Source organism: Chryseobacterium sp. MYb7, from assembly GCF_002979455.1.
Taxonomy (GTDB): Bacteria; Bacteroidota; Bacteroidia; order Flavobacteriales; family Weeksellaceae; genus Chryseobacterium.
This window is the reverse complement of the sequence record NZ_PCOU01000001.1, coordinates 110,210-132,174: the sequence shown is the minus strand read 5'-3', so window position 1 is coordinate 132,174 and position 21,965 is coordinate 110,210. Positions and strand designations below refer to the sequence as shown.

The following is a 21,965-nucleotide window of genomic DNA, read 5'->3' as shown; positions in this document are numbered from 1 at the left end:
CATTTACCACCGTAAAATTAAGGGTAATTCTCCATTTCTTGCTTTTATTTTCATCCAATAATCCTTTGATTTATTCCCGTAGAGCACATACTCTATATCGGAAATAATTCTTTTCTCATTGCTACTCAGCATTTTTAAAGAAGAATACAGCAGAGCATTGTTTCTGATCAGAATATAATTTTCTTTTAATTGAGGAGATAATGCTGCTGATTTTCGGGTTGATTTTATGACAATCCCGTTATTATTTTGGCTGATTTGATTCGGTTGAAAAGGAATTGCCGTAAATTGATTTTCGTTGTTGATCCACTTTTTAGACTGGAAATATTCCCATGTTTTTCCGGGATCATTACTTTTAAAATCAATGAAATAATTAGATTGGGTAATTTTTTGGAAGGTCTTTTTTTCAACTTCATTGAAATTATCATCATATTCATAGCTGATGATAGTATCGCTAACCTGTTCAAGATCTGCTGTTGCCTTAAAATAATTTATTTGTGAAGAATCGGCTATACTTTTACTGAAAAAACGGCTGAAATTTCGGATATTTTCTTTGTCTAATTCGAGATCCAGAAAGTGGTTTCCTGTCTGAATTTTGGAGGCGATGGAATTAAAAATTTCGGCGTTTGAATTGTTTTTTATTTCAATTTCTTCGTCATTTAAGTCAATAGAAAACTTTTGAATCTTTTTCCCGGAAATGAAAGAAATACTTCCCACAGAATTGTTTATAAACTGATCTGCATTTAGAACAGAATTCGAAGTCTGAAGAATTTGTTTGTGAAGGGTTTCAAAAGCCAAGTCTGAAGTTCCTGCGATACAATGATTTCCATTGATCATAACAAAAAACTGTTCCTTCTGAAAGCGGTTATTTCCTTTATCAACAAAGTTTTGTTTCTTTAAAAAACTGATGAATCTTCCTGAATCTTTAAGTTCTAAAACACTATACCATTCAGAAATTTTTGTGTCTTTAAGATGGAAAATCTGTAAAAAATCCGGAATTCTGATCCCAGCATCTTTCAAAGAGCCGGAACTTTTACTTTTGGACTTGCTTCCAGACCATTGTGAAGGATGGGTTGCCAAATTGAAGAGGTATTGTCCTGTTAGTTTCTTTACATCAATTAAAACTACTGCATCTGCATTTTCAGGGATATATCTGAGATTTTTGTTTTTATAAAAAATCACGAAATACACCGCCACAGCAAACAGTAAAACTAACGGGACAATAATCTTCTTTTTGTTCATTTATAAAATTTGTGGTTTCTCTTCTGTTTCTTTTGTTTTAAAAACCTGATCGAATATATCAAAGAAATACATTAAGCTGTTTTCCGAAGAGTCTTTAATATTATAATTCATTTCAGTCTGGATGCTTTCTCCTTTCACTTCTGTTTTATAATACATTTCTCCTACATTTTTTCTGATGGCATCCAGTGTTTTTCTTTCTTTTGGAGTTTTAAACTCTTTATCCAGACCTGTTAAAAGCTTCTGAATATCCAATCTTCCGGATAAAGGATATTTCGCTGAATCTTTTGCCCATTTTCTTGAAATATCAGATTGGTTTACCGATAAAATATTGTCGGCAGAGCTCATCAGATATACCACTCCATCTTTTACGGTAAAGAACAGCTGATCAATATACCCTCCATTTTTCTCTTCTTTAAAAGTGTAAAAGTTTCCTTTTTTAGAGAATCTTTTAGACAGTTTTTTATTGGTAGTCAACAAATCAAAAATACGGTTCCAATAGCCTTCATTTTCTGTTGCAAAAGCGAAAGTGAAGTTGGGAACAGCGATTTCTTTGGTCTTTTTTACTTCTTTTTCGTTAAAATCAGCATCGTATTCATAATCGGTGTATTCTACTGTTTTGGATTTCAATTCATTCAAAACAAAAATTCCGTTTCCGGGTGCAATTTTGGTAATCGCTTCCTCGTCAAGGACAATTTTCATAGTTTCCATGATGAGTTCCATTTCTTTTTTGTACTCATTTTCTCCAGAATTCTGAAGAAGGCTGTACATCATGTCGAAACATTTGGCTCCGTTCACGTTCATAGCATAGTAACCAACGCTTTTTTCATTGATCAGCTCCAGCAGCTTTTTGTTCTTCTTCCCTTTGTAAATAGCTGAAATATTCTTTTGAATGTCTTCATTTTTGTGCTGATAATTATTCACCAATCTTACTTTATCTTTATCAAAATAAAGATTGTACGAATAGTTGGAATCGTACATGTTTTTAAAAAACTGTCCATAGCTGTAGAACTTCGTCATTTTGCCATAGATTCCATCATTTACGATTCTTCCATAATCTGTGTAGACAAAAACATCGGAACTGGCATCTCTGAATTTCAGCATTTCTTTAGGAACTTCAATTTCTAAATTTGAACTAAAATACAAGTCGAAACGGTCTTCAGCGTTCTTTTTCACAACTTTGAAGTTTTCTCTGCGGATAGAATCCTGTTCTTTTTTGTAAGCTTTATCTTCTTCCTCGTCATAGGCGTAACCATCATTAGGCATTTCTTCTCCGTTTTCAGAATTCTCAGCACTTTCCTTCTCTTCAGGATATTTATGATGTTTCTGAAGGTATTTGATATCTTTTTGAATTCTTGCAATCTCGTTATTGTTATCTTTAATGCTCTCTTTCAGATATTTAATATCATCTTTAAGGCTTTTGATTTCGTCTTTATAGTTAAAAGGTTTTTCCGGCTCATCTGCACTGTCTCCTGCTTCTGCGTAAACGGAATCGACAGCAACGGCGGTACTATCTGCAACAGCTTCTGTTGTCCAAAGATCTTTATAAGGCTTGGTATAGCTTATCATGCTAAGAACTGCACGGCTTCCATTCCACGCCACAAAAACATCATCATTAATATCTACGTAAGAGTAGTTTTTTCTGCTGGAAACTTCCTGTCCTTTTTTCTTCACAGAATTAATAAACTCCTGAAACTTTTCCGTATTATCAATGATAAAATGCGTGTTGTACGTCTTAATAGAATCATTAAAGCTTGCGTAATGGTACTGAACAGCGTCGTATTTGATCCCGGTTTTGGAATAATCTGTCCATGACGAGGCTTCTTTGCTTTTTTTGCTTAGTTCATGAAGCAAAGGATTCAGTTTATTCCAGTTGATTTTATTATTAAGCTGTTTTCCGTTGACTTCCATATAAAATACGGCATCAGACGGTATTTTCATACTATTTTGGGCAAAAACCAGTGTAAAACCAAAGAGTACAAAAATAATTTTTTGTGTTTTTAATAAGATAGATTTCATGACTATAGTTTAGAAATTTATTGAAAAAGAATCGTGTTTTGTATTTGTTTTTTCAGAAGGATAAGATCCAGGATATCAGCCTCCAGTTTAAGTGCTTTTTTATTGGGAGAAAGCACGTAGGTATTATTCGTTTGTGATTTCACGGTGCTTTCGAACTGCATAATGGAAGTATATTTTGCATCGTTAAAAACTTCCTTGTCTGCCTTGCTCATCTTGTCGTAATCTGCTTTGAAGGAGTTGACTTTATTCCTTGTCAATATCTTTTTTTCAAGATTCTGGCTGTAAACCTGAGTAGGAACCATTTTACCCAATATATTCTGAGCCTTCAGTTTGTCCAGACCAGCATTGATATTTTCAATTTTCTTGAAATTACAGCTCAGTTTAATGATGTAATTATCAAAATCCATGGATGTTTTCACATTGCTGATTCCGGGAGTTCCTTTGAAAATTTTTGCAGCTTCATTGATTTTATTTTCAATTTCAGCCTTTTTCGGAACTTTTTTCCCGTTAATAGTTTCCATTTTGGAGATGGAAGCCAGTCTTGTTTTGCTCTTGCTGGCATTAAGAATAATGGTATATTCTCCTGTTCCATCAGCCTTTACATTCACTTTATCAAGGATATCAAAACAGCTTGTAAGGAACAGCAAAGGAATCCATAGAAGAAATAATCTGAGAAAATTTTTCATGATTTGTTTTAAAGCCACAAAATTACTCAATTTTGGCCTTAAATCCTTATTATCTTCGATTTTTTGGGCATAAATAGCTGTTTCCCGGTACTTTTTTAAGGGAAAATACGGTACGATTCCGTATTCTATTTTTTAAATACGTCCTTTCAGATAATCCTGACGAAGATCTTCGTCCAGCTTTTCGATAGCATACCGAAGACAAGTTCTGGGCATTTCTTTGTAATACTGATTCAAATAGCTGATGAGTTCACCTTCATTTTTATTTCCCACTTCTCTTAACAACCAGCCATTTGCTTTATGCATCAGATCATGAGGATGTTTCAGATTTCTGGTTACAAACTCTTTGGTAAGATCAAACGATCCTTTCTTTATGTAGTGCATGGTTCCTACTACGGCTATTCTCTTATGCCACATTTCTTCAGATTCCGAAAGTTCTCTAAGAAGGCTTTCTTTCTGGTTTTCAAAAACATACCGCCCTAAAATCTTATAACAAGTGGAGTCTACCAGATCCCAGTTGTTGACATAAGGAAGGTGATTCAAGTAAAAAGTGACCACTTCTTCTTTTACGGCTTTATCTTTTGTTTTTTCAAACTTTGAAATCAGCATAAAAAGAGCTGTCAGCCTGTGTTCATGATATTTTGAAGAAAGCAATACACTGAGATCTTCTAAGTTGATTTTCGAATAATACTCTTTCGCAACAGAGCGCTGATCCGGAACTGTTACGCCCAGAAACAAATCGCCTTCGCCATACTCTCCTTTTCCTGTTTTGAAAAATCTAGGAAAGAATTCTGCCTTTTCAGGAATGGATAGAACAGCAAGTGATTCCTGTATTTCTTTAACAATACCCATATGACAATTTAAGCGTTTTCTTCTACAGCAATATTTTCCTGTTCTTCCTCTTCTTTGGCAATCTTATTAGGATTGGCCACTTTGGCAATGGTAAGCCCCTGAACAATGATTGAGAATACAACAACACAATAGGTAATACTTAAAATAATTTCACTGTATTCACTTTTGGGGATAGACATCGCCAGAGCAATGGAAACTCCTCCACGAATTCCTCCCCAAACCAGAACTTTTACGGTCTGCGGACTGAAACTTTTTCTCAGTGAGGTAAATTTTGTAGGTCCCCAGATGGAAATAAATCTTGCAAACAGAACGACTACAATGGCAGCTAAGCCAGGAATCATGAAATGTCTGAGATCTTTAATCATTAAAAGTTCAAATCCTATGAAAAGGAATAACACAGCATTCAGAATTTCATCAATCAATTCCCAGAATTTAATCAGATAATCCTGAGTGACAGATTTCATTTTGAAACTTCTGTTGAAGTTCCCCATAAACAATCCTGCCGCTACCATTGTCAACGGCCCTGAAATATGCATCTGACGGGCAATAAGATATCCTCCCATCACCACAGAAAGCGTTACCAATACGGAAATAATATAATCATCTACTTCACGCATCAGCCTTGAGGTAACCCAACCAAGGAGAACTCCGAGTAAAAGACCACCTCCTGCTTCTTTAAGCAAAAGCAATCCGATCGTTTCAACACTAAGATCTACTTCTTTCCCGACTGCCAGCTGTAAAATCACGGTAAAAACTACAACCGCCATACCGTCATTGAAGAGTGATTCCCCGGCTACTTTTGTTTCCAGTGATTTTGATACATTAGCCTGTTTCAGTACACTCAGAACCGCTACCGGATCGGTAGGAGAAATCAAGGCCCCAAAAACAAGACAATAGATAAATGGAAGCTTAACGCCCACATAAGGAAGTAGATAGAACATTCCAAATCCTACTACAAAAGTAGAAATCACAACTCCTACTGTGGAAAATATTACTACAGGTCTAAACTGTTCTTTCAGGTCATTAATATTAATATGAATTCCTCCTGCAAAGAGAAGGAAATTAAGCATAGCTCCCATCAAAACCTCCGTAAAATCGATACCGTTCATCAGTTTGTGAAGATGTCCGAAAGTTCTCGGAAGTACTGTTTCTCCGAACATGACCAAAAAAATAGAAACCACAATGGCGATCACCATAATTCCGATGGTACTCGGAAGTTTTAAAAACCTGTAATTAAGATAGGCAAATATTGATGCTAATACGATTAATGCTGAAAATGAATAATATAATTCCACTAAGTGTTTTTTATTTTAAGATTAATTGGTTAGTTCCAGATAAAGTATTTTGATATAAATCTTCTTCCCCTCCTTTTCCCAGATATCATACATACTATCTTTCATTGCTTTTGAGCTTCTTGTATAATCTTGTCCTATATTCAGGATATTCAGCAGAATGTATTCATCCCCTACAGAATTGACAATATAGGCTGTTTTTTCAGACTCCCCGTCTCCTGAACTTTTTATCCCATCCGTAAGTGCTCTAAACTGGTTCAGGTGATGCATAAAGTTATTTCCGTCCTTTACAGAATCATATGCTCTGAGCAGGATCAGTAGAATATCAAGGTTCGTAGGATCTTTATCATACAATTCCTTTCCCTGTTTGATGCAGTCAGCAAAATTATTCTGCTTAAAGGCATCTACAAGACTTTTAAAACGGTCTTCTGATGTGCTTATTTTATCGCTTCTATAGTTTCTTCCATAGTAAAGATATTGTGATTCTATACTATCCAAAGACTTTGGATAGCCTTTGTACTTAAAAATAAGCTTCTCATAATTGTACGGAGAATCAGAACTTTTGAGACTTTTCTCAATAGCTTTTAAATCAACTTTTGATTTCTGGCCAAACCCAAAAACCGAAAATAGTATGAATAAAAGGAAAAAGTGATACTTCATTAATTGTTGCTTTCTTCTTCGTCGTTATCGAAATATTCGAAAAGGAAGTCGTTGTATGGAAATCTGGATATATGAATTTTCATGACTTCGTCATAGATCATTTTCTTCATTTCCGGGAAGTTTTCCTTCGTTAATGCAGAAATGAAAACTGTCGGATATTTTGATTTTGCCATCCAGGTTTTTTTCCATTCCTCCAAAGAGATATTTTTACGGGTGGAAGGCGTAAGATCATCCTCATCCTTTTTCTCATAGCTGAAATCATCAATTTTATTGAAAATCATAATCATTGGCTTCTGATGTGCATCAATATCCATAAGAATTTGATTTACAGATTCTATATGATCTTCAAAGCTTTCGTGAGAAATATCCACAACATGAATCAGAAGATCAGCTTCACGTACTTCATCCAAAGTAGATTTGAATGACTCCACCAGCTGAGTCGGTAATTTTCTGATAAATCCTACGGTATCTGTAAGCAGGAAAGGTAAATTTCCAATTACTACTTTTCTTACGGTAGTATCCAGTGTTGCAAATAATTTATTTTCAGCAAAAACTTCAGATTTTGAAATAGAATTCATCAAAGTAGATTTTCCTACGTTGGTATATCCTACCAAAGCAGCACGAACTACTTTTCCACGGTTGTTACGCTGAGTAGCCATCTGCTTGTCAATTGTCTTCAGTTTCTCTTTCAGTAACGTAATTCTGTCACGGATAATACGACGGTCGGTCTCAATTTCCGTTTCACCGGGACCTCTCATCCCAATTCCCCCTTTCTGACGCTCAAGGTGGGTCCACATCCTTGTCAGCCGTGGTAAAAGATACTGATATTGTGCCAGTTCTACCTGAGTTCTTGCATAAGAAGTCTGTGCTCTTTGGGCAAAAATATCCAGAATAAGATTGGTACGGTCCAAAATCTTAACTTCCATATCTCTTTCCAGGTTTTTAAGCTGTGAAGGAGAGAGTTCATCATCGAAAATTACAGTTCCGATCTCATTTTCTTTTACATATTCTTTTATCTCAATTGCTTTTCCGCTTCCGATAAAGGTTTTGGAATCCGGCTGAGTCAGTTTTTGGGTAAAACGCTTTTGTACGGTAGCTCCGGCTGTGAAAGCTAAAAACTCAAGTTCATCTAAATACTCCGTCAGTTTTTCTTCGTCCTGATTCTGGGTAATAACACCCACTAAGACTGCTTTCTCATAGTTATGTTCTTTCTTTTCTAACATTAAGTTCTGTCTATGTTTATGATTTTTACAAGTTAATATTTTTCAGAAAAAAAACAAAATCAATTTTTATTTAATAACATATTTTAATATAAATTTAAGTTCAATTATAAAAAACTTGCAAAATAATCAATAACTTTATATATTAAATTTCTGATTATTAAATATTTAAACTGAAAAACTTATATCCTAAATATCATGATTACCCATATAAGATGTATGATTATTGATGATGATGAACTGGACAGGCTGGTTCTTCAGCATTATATCAAACAATATCAAAACATTGAAATTGTTGCTTCTTTTAACTCTGCAGAAAAGGCGATTCCTTATCTTGACCTTCCTGTGGATCTTCTGATTACTGAGACCAATTTAAAAGGCATGAACGGTCTTGAATTCAGGAAACTAGCTCATAAAATACCTGCATGTATTTTCGTAAGCTCACATCCCGAACTGGCTGCTGGGGTTTTTGAAATCAATACTTTAGATTTTATTACCAAACCTCTTACCGCAGAACGTTTTCATCATTCTATGGAAAGACTTTTCGATTTTTTTGAAGTAAAAGAGAAATGTGAATGTTATGACGCCATGATAGGAGAAAACTGCATCAAAATAAAAGAAGGTGGAAATATTTTCCAACTCAAAATGAAAGATATCCTGTATCTGGAAGCCCTGAAAGACTATACAAGAATCATCACTCTTGAAAAGAAATATTGTATCTTAAATTCTCTGGGAAATATTCTGCAAAAAAACTGTTTTGATTCCTTTGTCAGAATACACAGAAGCTATGCTGTGCCACGTCACCTAATCCGCGGAAAAAACTGCCATGAAATAGAACTGGCTCATCATATCAAACTTCCTATTGGCCGAACCTATAAGGATAATCTTTCTTTTTTCAATCCTTAAAAATCTCAACTAATATCCAATAATACTTCACAAAATGCTATTGGTCGATTATTTCTGCCGTTTATCTATTTTTCTGCCATTTGATTGATATAGATGGTAATTTAGTTCTCCCAAATCACCCGTGTTATAAGAAAGAATACGAATACTCTAAAAGTGATTATCTATGAAAAAAAACTCTATCTATTCCCTAATTTTTTCCGATTTCCCTTGTTGATTCTTAAGTTTTAGCAACATGTTTCATTTTCACAAATGAAAGAATGAAAATACAATCTTCACACAGTGCTTTGGCTTCTGATGAGAAATTTGATGTAAAAGCAAATATTTAAAAACCAATATTTTATTTAAACTTTGGAAACAACTTATGCTAAAATCCCGAGTTTTGGTTATTCCGAATGTACTCATATAATACAGGCAAATTATAGTAATTCTAGGAACACAAATACAAAATTTATTAAATAACCCAATATGGGCAGATATCTAAAAAACTATACTTACAACTCATAACTTTTTTAAAAGCTAATAATCTCCCAAACTAGTAACCTACAAAAAGCTGATAACCAAACTAGATTTTTCAAACAAAAGAAAGTCCGCTTTTGGCGGACTTTTTTCATATGGTAATCAGGAACAATTAATCCCAATCGGCCGCTACAAATTTCATTGAACTGCCATTATCATCGGTTAAAGTAAGAAAATGCCCTTCCACAGAATATTTCGTCATCGTCTCAATTTTCTTCTGGAAAGAGGTCTCGAGATTCATATCCTGACAGGCTTTCATTGTACTTCCGCCTTTTGAAATTTTTACTTTTCCTCCTTTTTTAAATTCAGTTACAAAAGACATTTGGTTACATCCCATATAAGCACTTGCCTGAATTTTCCCATCTACCATATTGGCTGCCAGGTTCATTTCGGCCTTATTCGCAATCAGTTGATCCTTTGAAAAACCATCCAATGAAACAATCATCCATTGTCTTTGAAGAGAAGGATTTTTAGCTGGCATTGAAGAACAATTTAAAACTACTCCTAAAAGTAAAACTGCAAAAAGTGACAATAGTATCTTTTTCATGCGGATTATCATCCCATTTTCGTACCATTCCGGGACAGAATCTCGTAAAAATTAGTAAATTAGCGACACAAAAATTATTTTATAAAATGAAAAGACTATTTCTACTATTCACTTTCTTATTGGGCTTTGCTCAAATGAGGGCGGATGAGGGGATGTGGCTGCTAATGCTCATCAAAAGACTTAACGGTGTTGATATGCAAAAAGAGGGTCTACATCTTACGCCTGAAGAAATTTATTCTGTGAACAATTCAAGCTTAAAGGATGCTATCGTAAGTTTCGGTGGTTTCTGTACAGGAGAGATTGTTTCTGATAAAGGACTTATATTTACAAACCACCACTGTGGTTATGGTGCCGTTGCTGCTGCTTCTACACCGGAAAAAGATTATTTGAAGAACGGTTTCTGGGCAATGAAACAGAAAGACGAATTCAATGCAAAGGATCTTTATGTAAGATTTTTAGTGAGAATGGATGATGCTACGCAGAGAATCACTTCGAAACTAAACAACAATATGACCGGAGCAGAGAGAAAAGCTGTTATTGATGCTGAAACTAAAGCGATTCAGACAGAAAACTCTGAAAACGGAAAATATACTGTAGTAGTAAGAGATTTCTTCAACGGAAATGAATTCTACTATTTTGTATACCAGGATTATAAAGACATCAGATTAGTAGGTGCTCCACCTTCATCATTAGGAAAATTCGGAGGAGATACAGACAACTGGGAATGGCCAAGACACACAGCAGACTTCACTGTTTTCAGAGTATATGCTGATGCTGCAGGAAATCCTGCTGAATATTCTCCAAGCAACACCCCATTGAAGCCGAAGCACTTCCTTCCGGTTTCTCTTAAAGGAATTAAGCCTGGTGATTTCTCCATGATCTTGGGTTACCCTGGAAGAACAAACCGTTATCTGACTTCTTATGGAATTCAGCAAATGGTAACTAAAGATTACCCGGCTTGGGTAGAAGCTTCTAAATTGGCTATGGATGTAATGAAAAAGTACATGGACAAGGATAAAGCAACTCAGCTTAACTATGCTTCTCAGTACGCTTCAGTAGCTAACTACTGGAAAAACAGACAGGGAACTATTGATGCAGTAGAGAAAAACGGAACTATTTCTGACAAACAAAAAATTGAAGAAACTTACAATAAGTGGGCTGCAATGCCAGGAAATGATCAATACAATGGCGTTTTAGAAGATATTGGTATTTACTATAAACAAGTTTCTGATAGAAACGTTGAAAGAAACTATGCTTCTCAGTTTTCAAGAAATGCAAAATACATTACACTTGCATTACAAGTAGGATCTGCTCTTAAAGCTTACGCTGCTCAAGATATGCAGGGAAGATTGGCTATGAAAGCTAAAACAGAAGCTGCCATTAAGTCTGCTTATGAAAACTTCAACCCATCTTTAGAAGGAGAAATGCTTGCAGCTATGACAAGTCTTTACCAAGCTAGAGTTAAAAATGCTGAAGTTGCTTCTGCAACTATTTTAGGATTAGATGCTAAAACAGTTTCCAACGTAGCATATTCTTCAATCTTCGCTAATAAAACTTCTGCAACGAATTTCTTATTAAATCCAGATGCATTGAAACTTGATGCTGATCCACTTTGGAAAGCAGCTAACGGAATTGTTGCCGATCAAAAGATAAGCACTGAAAGATTCGTTAAAATAGATGACAATTTTGCAAAAAATAACCGTCTTTTCTTAGCAGGTCTAATGAAGGCTATGCCTGAGAAGAAATTCTACCCGGATGCTAACTCTACTATGAGATTAACTTACGGTACTGTAGATAAATTACCTATCAGAAGTGATAGAAACTACTTCGGTATTACTGATAACTATTATACAGATATGACTGGTCTTGTTGGAAAATACAAGAAAGGTGATGAAGAATTCGATCTTCCTCAAAGAGTGATTGATCTTTATAACCTTAAAGATTTCGGACAGTACGCTGATGCTGCAGGATACATGCCTGTAAACTTCCTTTCTAACAATGATATTACAGGAGGTAACTCTGGTTCTCCGGTAATTGATGGAGACGGAAACCTTATCGGTATTGCTTTCGATGGTAACAGCGAAGCATTAAGCGGTGACATCGTATTCGAACAGGAATGGCAGAAAACAATCAACGTAGACGTTCGTTTTGTTCTTTGGACAATCGATAAGTATGCGGGTGCAAGAAGATTAGTTGACGAGTTGAAGCTTGTAAGAAGTGAAAACACTCCTGCTGATACAAAAACTAAAAACTCAGGTACTACAACAATGCCTAAGAAAATCAAGAAAAAATAATCTTATCTGATATATTTTTCAAAACCGTGAAATTTACTTTCACGGTTTTTTTATTTTTGACTATTAAAATTATTCATTATGAAACCTCAACCTATTGAATTCAAAGCCATTATTCAGCAAAACGGAGAGATGAATGCTGCATTTGTAGAATTTCCTTTTTCCACGGAAGAGTTGTTTAATAAGAAAGGTCAGGTAAAGATAAAAGCCCTGTTTGATGGTAAAGTTGAATATCGCGGAAGTCTGGCTAAAATGAAATCTGATTGTCACATTTTAGGTCTTACTCAGGAAGTCAGAAAGCTGCTGAATAAAACCTTCGGTGATGAGGTCTCTGTTTCTCTTGCTGAAGACAAAGAAGAGAGAGTAGTTGAAATTGCAGATGATATAGCATTCGTCTTTAATGAAAATCCACAAGCAAAAGATCTATTTGACAAAATGAGTTACACTCACCGAAAGGAATACATCCGTTGGATTGAAGAAGCCAAGAAACCTGAAACAAGAGAAAACAGAAAAATAAAAATGATCCAGATGATTCTGGATGGAAAAAAGGGGATATAGAGTACCCTCTCTTCACGCTCAGAATCTACATTTTAAAAAAAATTGAATTAAGAAAATATTTTTTGTCAGGATCTCAAAAAGTAGCCGACTATAGTTACAGATATCATTTATAACTATAAAAAATTTACTTTTATGAACAAGTTTATTTTCAGAACATCAATTTTAGCGGCAGCTACTTTAGCAGCATTTACTCTTTCTTCATGTAGTGATTCTAATGACGACATGATGATGGATATGGGTTTTCAAAGAAGCATCACTTTTGAAAATGTAGTAACCCCTAAAGATTTTGTAGAAAGCGGAAGTTTTCAGGGAACAGGAACTCCTCCTATTATTTTACCCGGACAATCTGTTTCTGTTACATTCAGTGCAGGAAAAACACAAGCTTTAATGTTTGCTACCATGTATGGAGCTTCAAAAGACTGGTTTTTTGCTTCCCAACAGCCAGGTATCAAATTGTTTGATGCCAATGGAAATGCCATTACCGGAGATGTTTCTTCAAGCGTAAGGTTATGGGATAACGGAAGTAAAGATGATACCACAGGACAGGTTGAAAGCAAGCCGATCATGCAGGTTCCTAATGTAAATGCTTCACAGCTTATGAAACTCAATCTGGCTTACAATGATGTAAGTTCGGAATTCACACTCACCATTACCAATACATCCGGCGGAACCGCTAACGAAACTCCTTTTTCTCCTGGAGTATGGGCGGTTTCCAATTACAATGGTTCTCAGCTGCTGAACAGTGCACCATTTTTCACCCCTAATGCTTTATCCAATCCTGAAATCACAGATATTGCTCAAATGGGGAATATCAGTAAAATGATGACGAAGTTAAATGCTAATACCGGAATTATGACAGGACTTTCTCCAGCATTGGTAGTTGTTTATCGTGGTGATAAAAATCCAATTTACGAACTGGGTAAATCAGACAGTGGGATGGGACTGAAAGACATTGCACAGTTTGGAAATGTGACCAAGCTTCAAAACAGTCTTAAATCTCTATCCGGCGTAAAAGGCGTATATGTTGCAGGAAATGCTCCGGTAGCGCCGGGAAGTAAAGTAACAACAAGTTTTAATGCTGAACCGGGTGATAAAATTGCTTATGCAACAATGTTTGGCTTTTCCAATGACTGGTTCTTTGCTAATGAACAAAGTATTGATGCTAATACTAAGGGAGACATCAGCTCAAAAACTTCATTGTTTGATTCCGGAACAGGGATTGACCAATATCCGGGTGCCGGAAATCATCAGGCTTTATTTGGTGGAACTCCACAAAGTGAAAATAAGGTTATTTCCAAAGTAGGAAGCTTTTATCCTGTTCCTGCTGTCCAGAATGTGATTAAGGTAACCGTCAATTAATCTTCAACTAAGAAAGGTCAGACAATAATGTCTGACCTTTCTTTATAGTATATACTATCCGGGAAAATAAAAATATGTGCCAGATTATGGTTTCAGCTCGCCTTCCAAATATTGCTCTCCTCCTCCATTGGTAACCGTTATAAAACCTTCATAATGGTTTACTTTTATTCCCAGATCATTATTTATTTCCTTAAAATATCCCACCTTATCTTTGTTATAGATTATATCTCCCTGCCAAAGAAACTTTGCAGACTGTCCTGTTTTATTTTGAAATGTAAGAGCTCTCAGCGGATTTACCAATCCACAGGATTTCAGGTCTACCACAGCACTTTCATGAGCGGCAAAATCTTTAGACAATACAATTGTGTTATTCATTTATTTTTCTTTGGTTTTTCAGTTAATTAAAAACTGAGCAATACTTTCTCATTACCCTGATACAAATGTCATTCTCTACTACGACAAAACTTGACGTATTTATTCAATAAAAATTAAAAGCCCAAGCAGATCCTGTTTGGGCTTTTTGATTATTAAATGCTATTCAACCGGAATCCCCAGGTATTTTAAATAGGAATCCAATATTTTTTTATCAAATACAGGCTCCTCAATACCGGAACCTTCCAGATACTGAATCACATTGGAACAATCCCAGATGTAAGTATTCTGGTAAAGTTCTACAGTGGATAATCCTTCATGCATATTATCTCTGAAAAGACTTGTCAATGGATACAACCGGTTTTTACTGTCATCTTCCCATTGTTTTCTCCATTCTTTATAAGGAAGATCTTTGAGGGTAAAAGGATAATATTTTTTCATGAGTCCAAAGAAATCTTCTAAAGTAAGATTAGTTTCCGGACGGGCAATCAGGTTGAATTTTTTACCTATTGCCTCTTTATTTTTTGTGATATGAGCCATAGCTTTGGTCATATAATCTACGGTGATAAGACCTTCTCTAAGCTCAGTAAGTGCAGGATATGATTTGAATTCTATACAATTTTTCACCAATCCGGACCACCATTGGTAAGAAGCACTTGCTCCTGTTTCGCTGTGACACATGGCATATCCAAGACGATAAGTAATCAGTGGCAGTCCTTCTTTTGCTGCTAAATCGGCAACAGCTTCCATGACCCATTTGCTTCTTACATAGCCAATGTCTTTGCTTACAGACATCAGATTCTGTTCAATATCATCAGATTCAAGCATCACTGTTTTTCCGGTAAACAAATGTCCCCAACTGTATACGGAAATGGTTGACAGTAAGGCAAGACATTTGGTTTTTTCAGCTCCTGCCAGTTTTATGATTTCTCTCAATCCTTCTACATTAGGGGTTTTCATATAGGAATAAGGTTCAATGAAATTAACTGAGCTTCCGGAATGGTAAATTAAATCGGTTTGCTTCGCCAGCTTTGTGAATGTTTCTTCTGATAATCCTAAAGACGGTAAAGCCAGATCTCCGATTACAGGAATAATTCTCGGTTTCTGTTCTATACTTTGAGGAATATGGTATTGTTTAAAACATCCGTCTATTTTTTCCATTGCATAAAACTCATCCTGCGCTCTTACAAGGCAGTAAATATCAGCACTTGTGGTATCCAGAAGTTCCTGCAAAAGATGAATTCCTATAAATCCGGTAACACCCGTTAAAAATATAGCAGTTGGGTTTTCAACCTGCTTAGAATCAAATCCACCAGCAAAAACAGTTCCTGGAGCAAGATAAACATCTTTCTGCAACTCAACATAAGGTTCTACATCTTCCGTGGGAATTGCTTCTCTTACCTCTCTGGATCTGGCAATAAGAACTTCCGATAGCTGCTGCAGTACCGGATACTGATAAATATCCCGCAAATATACTTTTACATCCAACTTTCTTTGTAAAGCTACAGCTACTATTGCCACCAACAGGGAATTCCCACCGATATCAAAGAAATTATCTGTGATATTAATGACTGGTCTTTCCAGTGCTGAGGACCAGACATCTACGGTAATTCGTTCTGTTTCGTTGGTAGGTGGTTCCAGTGAGATCAATTCTTTGGCCTCTTTATCAGCCAGGTCTTTTAAAACCTGGGTATCCGTTTTGCCATTTGCTGTTAGCGGTATTTTATCTATAAAAATAATTTGTGCCGGAATCATGTAACCTGGAAGTTCATCTTTCAATGCATTTCTGACCGACGAAATATCCTTTGTTACTCCAGGTTCTAATACAATAAAAGCAATCAGATACTGGGTACTTCCTTCTGTTTCTTTTCCAATAACAAGAGCTTCTTTGATATCCTTCTGCTGAATCAATGTACGTTCAATTTCACCCAATTCAACACGGAATCCACGAATTTTTATCTGATTATCTATTCTTCCCAAAAATTCAATATCACCATCCGGCTTCCATTTGGCAAGATCTCCGGTACGGTAGAGCTTTTCTGTTTCATTGAATGGATTGATAATAAATTTAGCATTGGTAAGTTCTTCATTGTTAAGATATCCTTTTGCTAAAATACTTCCCCCAATACATAATTCTCCTACAGCTCCCACCGGCAATAACTCCATATTCTCTCCTAAAATATAAGCTTTCGCATTGGCAATAGGCTTCCCTATTGAGGAAATGTATGATCCGCCGGTATCTTTCACCTTTTTAAAAGTAGCATATACTGTACATTCTGTGGGGCCATAATAATCCACCAATTCATAATTTAATTCGGAAGTAAGCACTGGTTTTAATTTTTCTCCTCCTGTAAAAAGATATTTCAGTTTCAGATCATGATAATTACGGGAATCATTAACGACAGACGGAGCCAGAACAGTGGGTACGAAACCATGTGTAATCTGATTTCTTCTATAAAAATCTACCAAAGCAATTGCATCTGTTCTGTCTTCATTATTAGCTATAAATATTGTGGCTCCAGAAGTGAGAGCGGACCAGGTTTCCCAAACAGAGATATCAAATGCTAACCCTGCAACGAGAGTCAATTTTGAGCTATGATCCACATGAAAATGATGATTGTGCCAGGTTACCAGATGCTGTATTGCCTGATGGCTTACCATTACTCCTTTTGGCTTTCCGGTTGAGCCTGAAGTATAAATGGTATAGGCTAAGCTGTTCTGATGAATGTTAACCTCAGGGTATTCTGAAGACAAATGATTAAGATTCTCCATATTGCTCAGATCAAATACTTTTGTCTTTTCGTTATCCAATAAAAGATCTTCAAGAATTTTATTGGTAATGATAACATCTGCAGAAGTATCTGAAAGGATATATTCTACTCTTTTGGCCGGATACGCAGGATCTATAGGAACATAAGCCGCTCCCGTTTTGATAACACCAAGAACGGCAACAATCCATTCTAAAGATCGATCCAGCCAGATGGGAACATATTTACCTTCTTTAATACCACGGCTCAATAATAGATTGGCGACCTGATTGCTTCTCTGATCTAGCTCCCTGTAGGTGATCTCCTGATCCTGACAAACAGCTGCGGTCTTATCAGGATGAAGAATTACCTGTTTTCGGAAAAGAGATTCCAATGTTTCTTCATGATGATAATCCCAACCGGTTTTATTGAATCCGTTGAGTAATTTTTCTCTGTCTTCAGATGACAGCAATACAGCTGAACCTATTGATAAGGTTTCTAATGAGGAAATTGTGTTTGGCATTTTAATAATGAGATTTGATTAAAAATTTTGTAATTAGAAATTTTATTTCTTCGTCAATCAAATTTTAAATAATATGAAACAACCGCGTATAGGGTATAGACACAGATTATTTTTTAACCGTGCTTCAACAACAAATTTAAAAACTTGATTAACAATAAGTTTTAATGAATCCGCTTTAACAAGCAGACCTGTAAATAACTGAAAATGTTATTTATTATGATCGAAAAGGGGAAAAGAATAAGTGTAGCATATTCTTAAAAGTTGAAAGACAACAGCTACCCAGTGTTTGAAAATTTTATTTTCATAATGTAATATTTTTGACAAATCAATAATCAAACTTAACATAATAAATTTAATCACGTGTTACATAATTACTACATTAATCTCTTTTTAGAGAATTAAACTTATGAAAACAAAATCTGTATTTATTTTTAAATCAACTCAATAGCAATAAAATTACGCGTTCCAAAACTCCCGATCCAAGCTTCTATACTGTATTGCTTCAGAAATATGATGGGACAAAATGTTTTCTGATTCTTCAAGGTCAGCTATTGTTCTGGCTACTTTCAATATTCTGTCATAAGCTCTTGCCGAAAGATTAAGCTTTTCCATGGCCAGTTTTATAAGCCCGAAAGAGGTTTCGTCTAGTTCACAAAAGGCTTCAATTTCTTTGGGCCCTATCTGGGCATTGCTGCTGATATTCAGATTTTGATATCTTTTATTCTGAATGTCCCGGGCTATGAGTACCCGATTTCTGATGTCTTTGCTTTTTTCACCTTTTCTTTTTTCAGAGAGTTGCTCAAATTCTACCTTCTGAACTTCAATATGAATGTCAATCCTATCCAAAAGCGGTCCTGACAATTTATTCATATACCGCTGCATTTCATAAACAGATGAAGTATTATTGGGATCATCAGGAAAGAATCCGCTTGGACTTGGGTTCATGGAAGCAACCAGCATAAAACTTGCAGGGTAATTTACGGTAAACCGGGCTCTTGAAATGGTCACTTCTCTGTCTTCCAAAGGTTGTCTCATCACTTCCAGTACTGTTCTTTTAAATTCGGGCATTTCATCAAGAAACAATACCCCGTTATGAGCAAGAGAGATCTCTCCTGGTTGTGGATAGCTTCCCCCTCCTACTAAAGCAACATCAGAAATAGTATGATGCGGAGATCTGAAGGGACGAACCGTCATTAATGAAGCTTCTGTTCCTATTTTTCCTGCTACAGAATGAATTTTTGTTGTTTCTAAAGCTTCTTTCAATGTCAATGGGGGTAAAATACTGGGAACTCTTTTTGCCAACATTGTTTTTCCACTTCCGGGAGGCCCAATAAGGATAATATTGTGGCCTCCTGCCGCTGCAACTTCCATTGCTCTTTTGGCTGCTTCCTGACCTTTAACCTCGGAGAAATCAAAAGGAAAATTATTGATCTTTTCATGAAATTCTTTTCTGGTATCCAACGTCATTTTCTCGAGAGGTTTTCCATCGTTAAAAAAATCAATCACCTCTTTGATATTTTCTACTCCATATACTTCGAGGTCATTGACAATAGCTGCTTCCCTGGCATTTTGTTTGGGAAGAATAATTCCTTTAAAACCTTCTTCCTTTGCCTGAATTGCAATAGGTAGAACCCCTTTAATCGGCTGGAGACTTCCATCCAACGAAAGCTCTCCCATAATAATATAATTATCAATTTCCTCAGTCAGAATCTGGTCCGAAGCCGCTAAGATCCCAATAGCAATGCTGAGATCATAAGCAGATCCTTCTTTTCTGAGATCTGCGGGAGCCATATTAATGGTAATTTTCTTTCCCGGAATTTTAAATCCCACATTCTTCAGAGCTGCAGAGATTCTATAACTGCTTTCCTTAATGGCATTATCCGGGAGACCTACAAGATGGTATCCTACTCCGCCGGCATCGACATTCACTTCAATTGTTATTGTCTGTGCTGCCACTCCATGAATGGCACTTCCATAAACTTTAATCAGCATGGTGTGTTTTTGAAGTAAAAATAATTAATATAGTATTTTGAAAATCTGATGTTTATATGAATGATATTTTATAATAAGATAGTTTATAAAAATAATATCCGGAAAAAGGAATAGCAATATAAGTTATAACTAATCTATATAAAATTTATAATAATTATATTGAAAAATGAAAATCAAGACACTTTTCGGAGTCTAAAAACTTTTTTTTAACCTTAAAAAAATTAGAGTTATTGACAAAAATCAACTCTTTATATAAAAACTATGGTAGATAATATGAAATATATTGCATTGTTTTCCTTTTTTTTACTTTGCTCTTGTAGTAAAGGGGTAAATTATAATTTTAAGGAAACTAAGTTCAAAACAAGCCAATTAGAACAGAAATTTATCGTAAAAAATAAGTCTGAATCTGATTATGCATTTTACTCATTCTATTCAACAGGAATTGAAGATCCTGTAATTGGTGCAAATTTCATTACAATTACGGATCAGAATAATAATAAAGTAAGTGCGAGAGCTATCTATATTAACTCCGAAGGACTCAATATTAACAAAAAAGATTCTCTCCTCATGAATGAGAATAAGAAGAAAGGTTTTGATAAAAATATATTCTGGTATTCTGAAAACAGAAGTATTAAAAGAAATGCTGTTTTTGTTCAATCAGGAAAAGAAAAAACCTTTGACAGAGAGTTTGCTTTATTGAAAGATCAGTTAAAAAATGGAAGTTCTTTTTTTCTTCTCAAAAAAAACGAAAAATATTTTATTCAGATTGAAGTAGATTTCGACAGTACAATTATTAAAGATTATCTGACACCTTTTGATTTAGATTCTTTAAAAAGAAATCATATTAACATTTTCCATGGAAAGCTTAGTACAGAAAAGATTCCACTGGTGATGGAATAAAAAAACCGGTACAAATTTCTTTGTACCGACTCAACCATTATTAAAAACTAACGAAAAAGATTAATCATCTGAATACTGAATAAAAAAATGATGAGTCAGGAAGCCGGATGCCAAAAAGAGGAAATTCCTTTTGGGGGTAATTATGACCGTCATTAGATTAACAAGGATGAAATGTATCTATTGAGCGTAAAGTAAAAAATACTTTAGTTCTTCTTCAATACAAGGAACATCCCTCTTCCGGCACCCATTCTTCCTTCCCACAATCAATCTTTAAACATCTTCAGATTTTATAATCCTATTATTTTTTTATAAACTTATTTTTATATTCTTTTCCATCTGAGATTTTAGAAACAATGATATAATTCCCCGGTACCAAACCGCTTACATCAATTGCCTGATTATATCTGTGATCACTTTTCTTCAGAACAAGTTTTCCGGACATATCAATAATGATCACTTCTTTATAAATTTTATCTGATTCTTTCCCGATATAAAGATGCTGCGCTGTAGGATTCGGATAAATTTTCAGACTATTGTCTTTATTTTTTACTTCTCCTGTTCCTAAATTGCTGCAGAATTCCCAATTCCCGAAATTCACCTCTACAAAAGCAAACGGATCTAACATCTGGCATTGATCCGGACAATATTCCGTACAGGCATAAAATCCATATTTTCCTGAACTTGTTGCCACATACGTAGCTCCTACAACCCCAGGAATAATGCAAGGATCTCCTGGCACCGGAGGATTACTACCCGGTACACATCTGAACCAAGTATGCTTACCATAGACTCCCGGAAATATGTTATCAAATTGTACAGAAGCACCATTGCAAACATTCACTATTCCTCCGTTGTCCTGATAGGTTCCAGGAGTATAAGTAGTCATCATAGCCGGAAGTCCGTATACAAAACCATCTGCAAATACTGCCGGACTTTCCGCAATACAGTCTCCGTCTGTAACTTTAACTTTAAAATAATTCAGCTGGTCATTCCCGCTAATGGTCAGCTGTTGTGATGTAGCTCCCGGAATGGCTATCCATGGGTTGTTATTAGGAGTCTGCCATGTCCATTCCTGTTTATACCACTGATAATTTCCATAGCCCTGTACTGTGGAAAGAACCTCATCTTCCGTATCACAGAATAAAATTGTTCCCGGATATTTCTGCCCGAGCCTTGCACTGGTAATTGTAGGAGTACATTGTGATTTTATATTCAAAATGGTGAATAATAAAAACACTAAAAAAATTAGTTTTGTTTTCATATATAGATTATTAAGTTTGGTGTTGCTAAAA

General features: G+C 35.5%; 17 protein-coding genes. 5 read left to right on the top strand and 12 right to left on the bottom strand.

The features are described from left to right. Positions 1-3: 3 nt before the first annotated feature. The 7 genes from CQ046_RS00655 to hflX form a co-directional block, all read right to left on the bottom strand. Positions 4-1,239 carry a hypothetical protein gene (locus tag CQ046_RS00655; protein WP_105700412.1) on the bottom strand — a complete coding sequence of 412 codons (1,236 nt, stop codon included), beginning with the start codon at positions 1,237-1,239 and terminating at the stop codon, positions 4-6. Next, on the bottom strand, positions 1,240-3,255 hold the full coding sequence (locus CQ046_RS00650; protein ID WP_105700411.1) for a hypothetical protein: 2,016 nt from the start codon (positions 3,253-3,255) through the stop codon (positions 1,240-1,242). 17 nt (positions 3,256-3,272) lie between these two features. Further along, a complete protein-coding gene (locus CQ046_RS00645; RefSeq protein ID WP_105700410.1) occupies positions 3,273-3,941 on the bottom strand; it encodes a hypothetical protein in 669 nt (222 codons plus the stop codon). Between the two features lie 132 nt (positions 3,942-4,073). Then, positions 4,074-4,790, bottom strand: a complete 717-nt coding sequence (locus CQ046_RS00640; RefSeq protein WP_105700409.1) for a DNA alkylation repair protein — start codon at positions 4,788-4,790, stop codon at positions 4,074-4,076. An 8-nt stretch (positions 4,791-4,798) separates the two neighbouring features. Continuing rightward, a complete protein-coding gene (locus CQ046_RS00635; RefSeq protein WP_105700408.1) occupies positions 4,799-6,085 on the bottom strand; it encodes a cation:proton antiporter in 1,287 nt (428 codons plus the stop codon). A gap of 21 nt (positions 6,086-6,106) precedes the next feature. Continuing rightward, a complete protein-coding gene (locus CQ046_RS00630; RefSeq protein ID WP_105700407.1) occupies positions 6,107-6,742 on the bottom strand; it encodes a DUF4919 domain-containing protein in 636 nt (211 codons plus the stop codon). Continuing rightward, positions 6,742-7,965 (bottom strand): GTPase HflX, encoded by a 1,224-nt coding sequence (gene hflX / locus CQ046_RS00625; RefSeq protein WP_105700406.1) that lies wholly within the window; start codon positions 7,963-7,965, stop codon positions 6,742-6,744. The genes CQ046_RS00630 and hflX overlap by 1 nt, the downstream gene beginning before the upstream one ends. Before the next feature lie 195 nt (positions 7,966-8,160). On the opposite strand from hflX, the gene CQ046_RS00620 reads away from it, so the two are divergent. After that, entirely contained in the window at positions 8,161-8,868 is a 708-nt protein-coding gene (locus tag CQ046_RS00620; RefSeq protein WP_228406826.1) for a LytR/AlgR family response regulator transcription factor, read from the top strand. Positions 8,869-9,496: 628 nt separating this feature from the next. Here CQ046_RS00620 and CQ046_RS00615 read toward each other — a convergent pair. Continuing rightward, positions 9,497-9,931, bottom strand: a complete 435-nt coding sequence (locus tag CQ046_RS00615) for an META domain-containing protein (RefSeq protein ID WP_228406825.1) — start codon at positions 9,929-9,931, stop codon at positions 9,497-9,499. 86 nt (positions 9,932-10,017) lie between these two features. On the opposite strand from CQ046_RS00615, the gene CQ046_RS00610 reads away from it, so the two are divergent. From CQ046_RS00610 to CQ046_RS00600, 3 genes are all read left to right on the top strand, one after another. Next, entirely contained in the window at positions 10,018-12,225 is a 2,208-nt protein-coding gene (locus tag CQ046_RS00610) for a S46 family peptidase (RefSeq protein ID WP_105700405.1), read from the top strand. Between the two features lie 78 nt (positions 12,226-12,303). Then, positions 12,304-12,780: a YdeI/OmpD-associated family protein gene (locus CQ046_RS00605; protein WP_105700404.1), complete on the top strand. Its 477-nt coding sequence runs from the start codon at positions 12,304-12,306 to the stop codon at positions 12,778-12,780. 132 nt (positions 12,781-12,912) lie between these two features. Next, positions 12,913-14,139, top strand: coding sequence for a spondin domain-containing protein (locus CQ046_RS00600; protein WP_105700403.1), 1,227 nt, complete (start codon positions 12,913-12,915; stop codon positions 14,137-14,139). Between the two features lie 84 nt (positions 14,140-14,223). Here the strand turns inward: CQ046_RS00600 and CQ046_RS00595 are convergent, their stop codons facing one another. The 3 genes from CQ046_RS00595 to CQ046_RS00585 all read right to left on the bottom strand — a co-directional run bounded on the left by CQ046_RS00595 (position 14,224) and on the right by CQ046_RS00585 (position 19,773). Continuing rightward, complete coding sequence (locus CQ046_RS00595; RefSeq protein ID WP_105700402.1) at positions 14,224-14,514, bottom strand: hypothetical protein; 291 nt, start codon at positions 14,512-14,514, stop codon at positions 14,224-14,226. Between the two features lie 159 nt (positions 14,515-14,673). Next, positions 14,674-17,781 (bottom strand): non-ribosomal peptide synthetase, encoded by a 3,108-nt coding sequence (locus CQ046_RS00590; protein ID WP_105700401.1) that lies wholly within the window; start codon positions 17,779-17,781, stop codon positions 14,674-14,676. A gap of 456 nt (positions 17,782-18,237) precedes the next feature. Further along, a complete protein-coding gene (locus CQ046_RS00585; RefSeq protein ID WP_105700400.1) occupies positions 18,238-19,773 on the bottom strand; it encodes a YifB family Mg chelatase-like AAA ATPase in 1,536 nt (511 codons plus the stop codon). Between the two features lie 273 nt (positions 19,774-20,046). Here CQ046_RS00585 and CQ046_RS00580 point away from each other — a divergent pair, with 273 nt between their 5' ends. After that, complete coding sequence (locus CQ046_RS00580) at positions 20,047-20,673, top strand: hypothetical protein (RefSeq protein ID WP_123906548.1); 627 nt, start codon at positions 20,047-20,049, stop codon at positions 20,671-20,673. A gap of 298 nt (positions 20,674-20,971) precedes the next feature. Here the strand turns inward: CQ046_RS00580 and CQ046_RS00575 are convergent, their stop codons facing one another. After that, positions 20,972-21,934 carry a T9SS type A sorting domain-containing protein gene (locus CQ046_RS00575; RefSeq protein WP_105700398.1) on the bottom strand — a complete coding sequence of 321 codons (963 nt, stop codon included), beginning with the start codon at positions 21,932-21,934 and terminating at the stop codon, positions 20,972-20,974. Positions 21,935-21,965 lie beyond the last annotated feature (31 nt).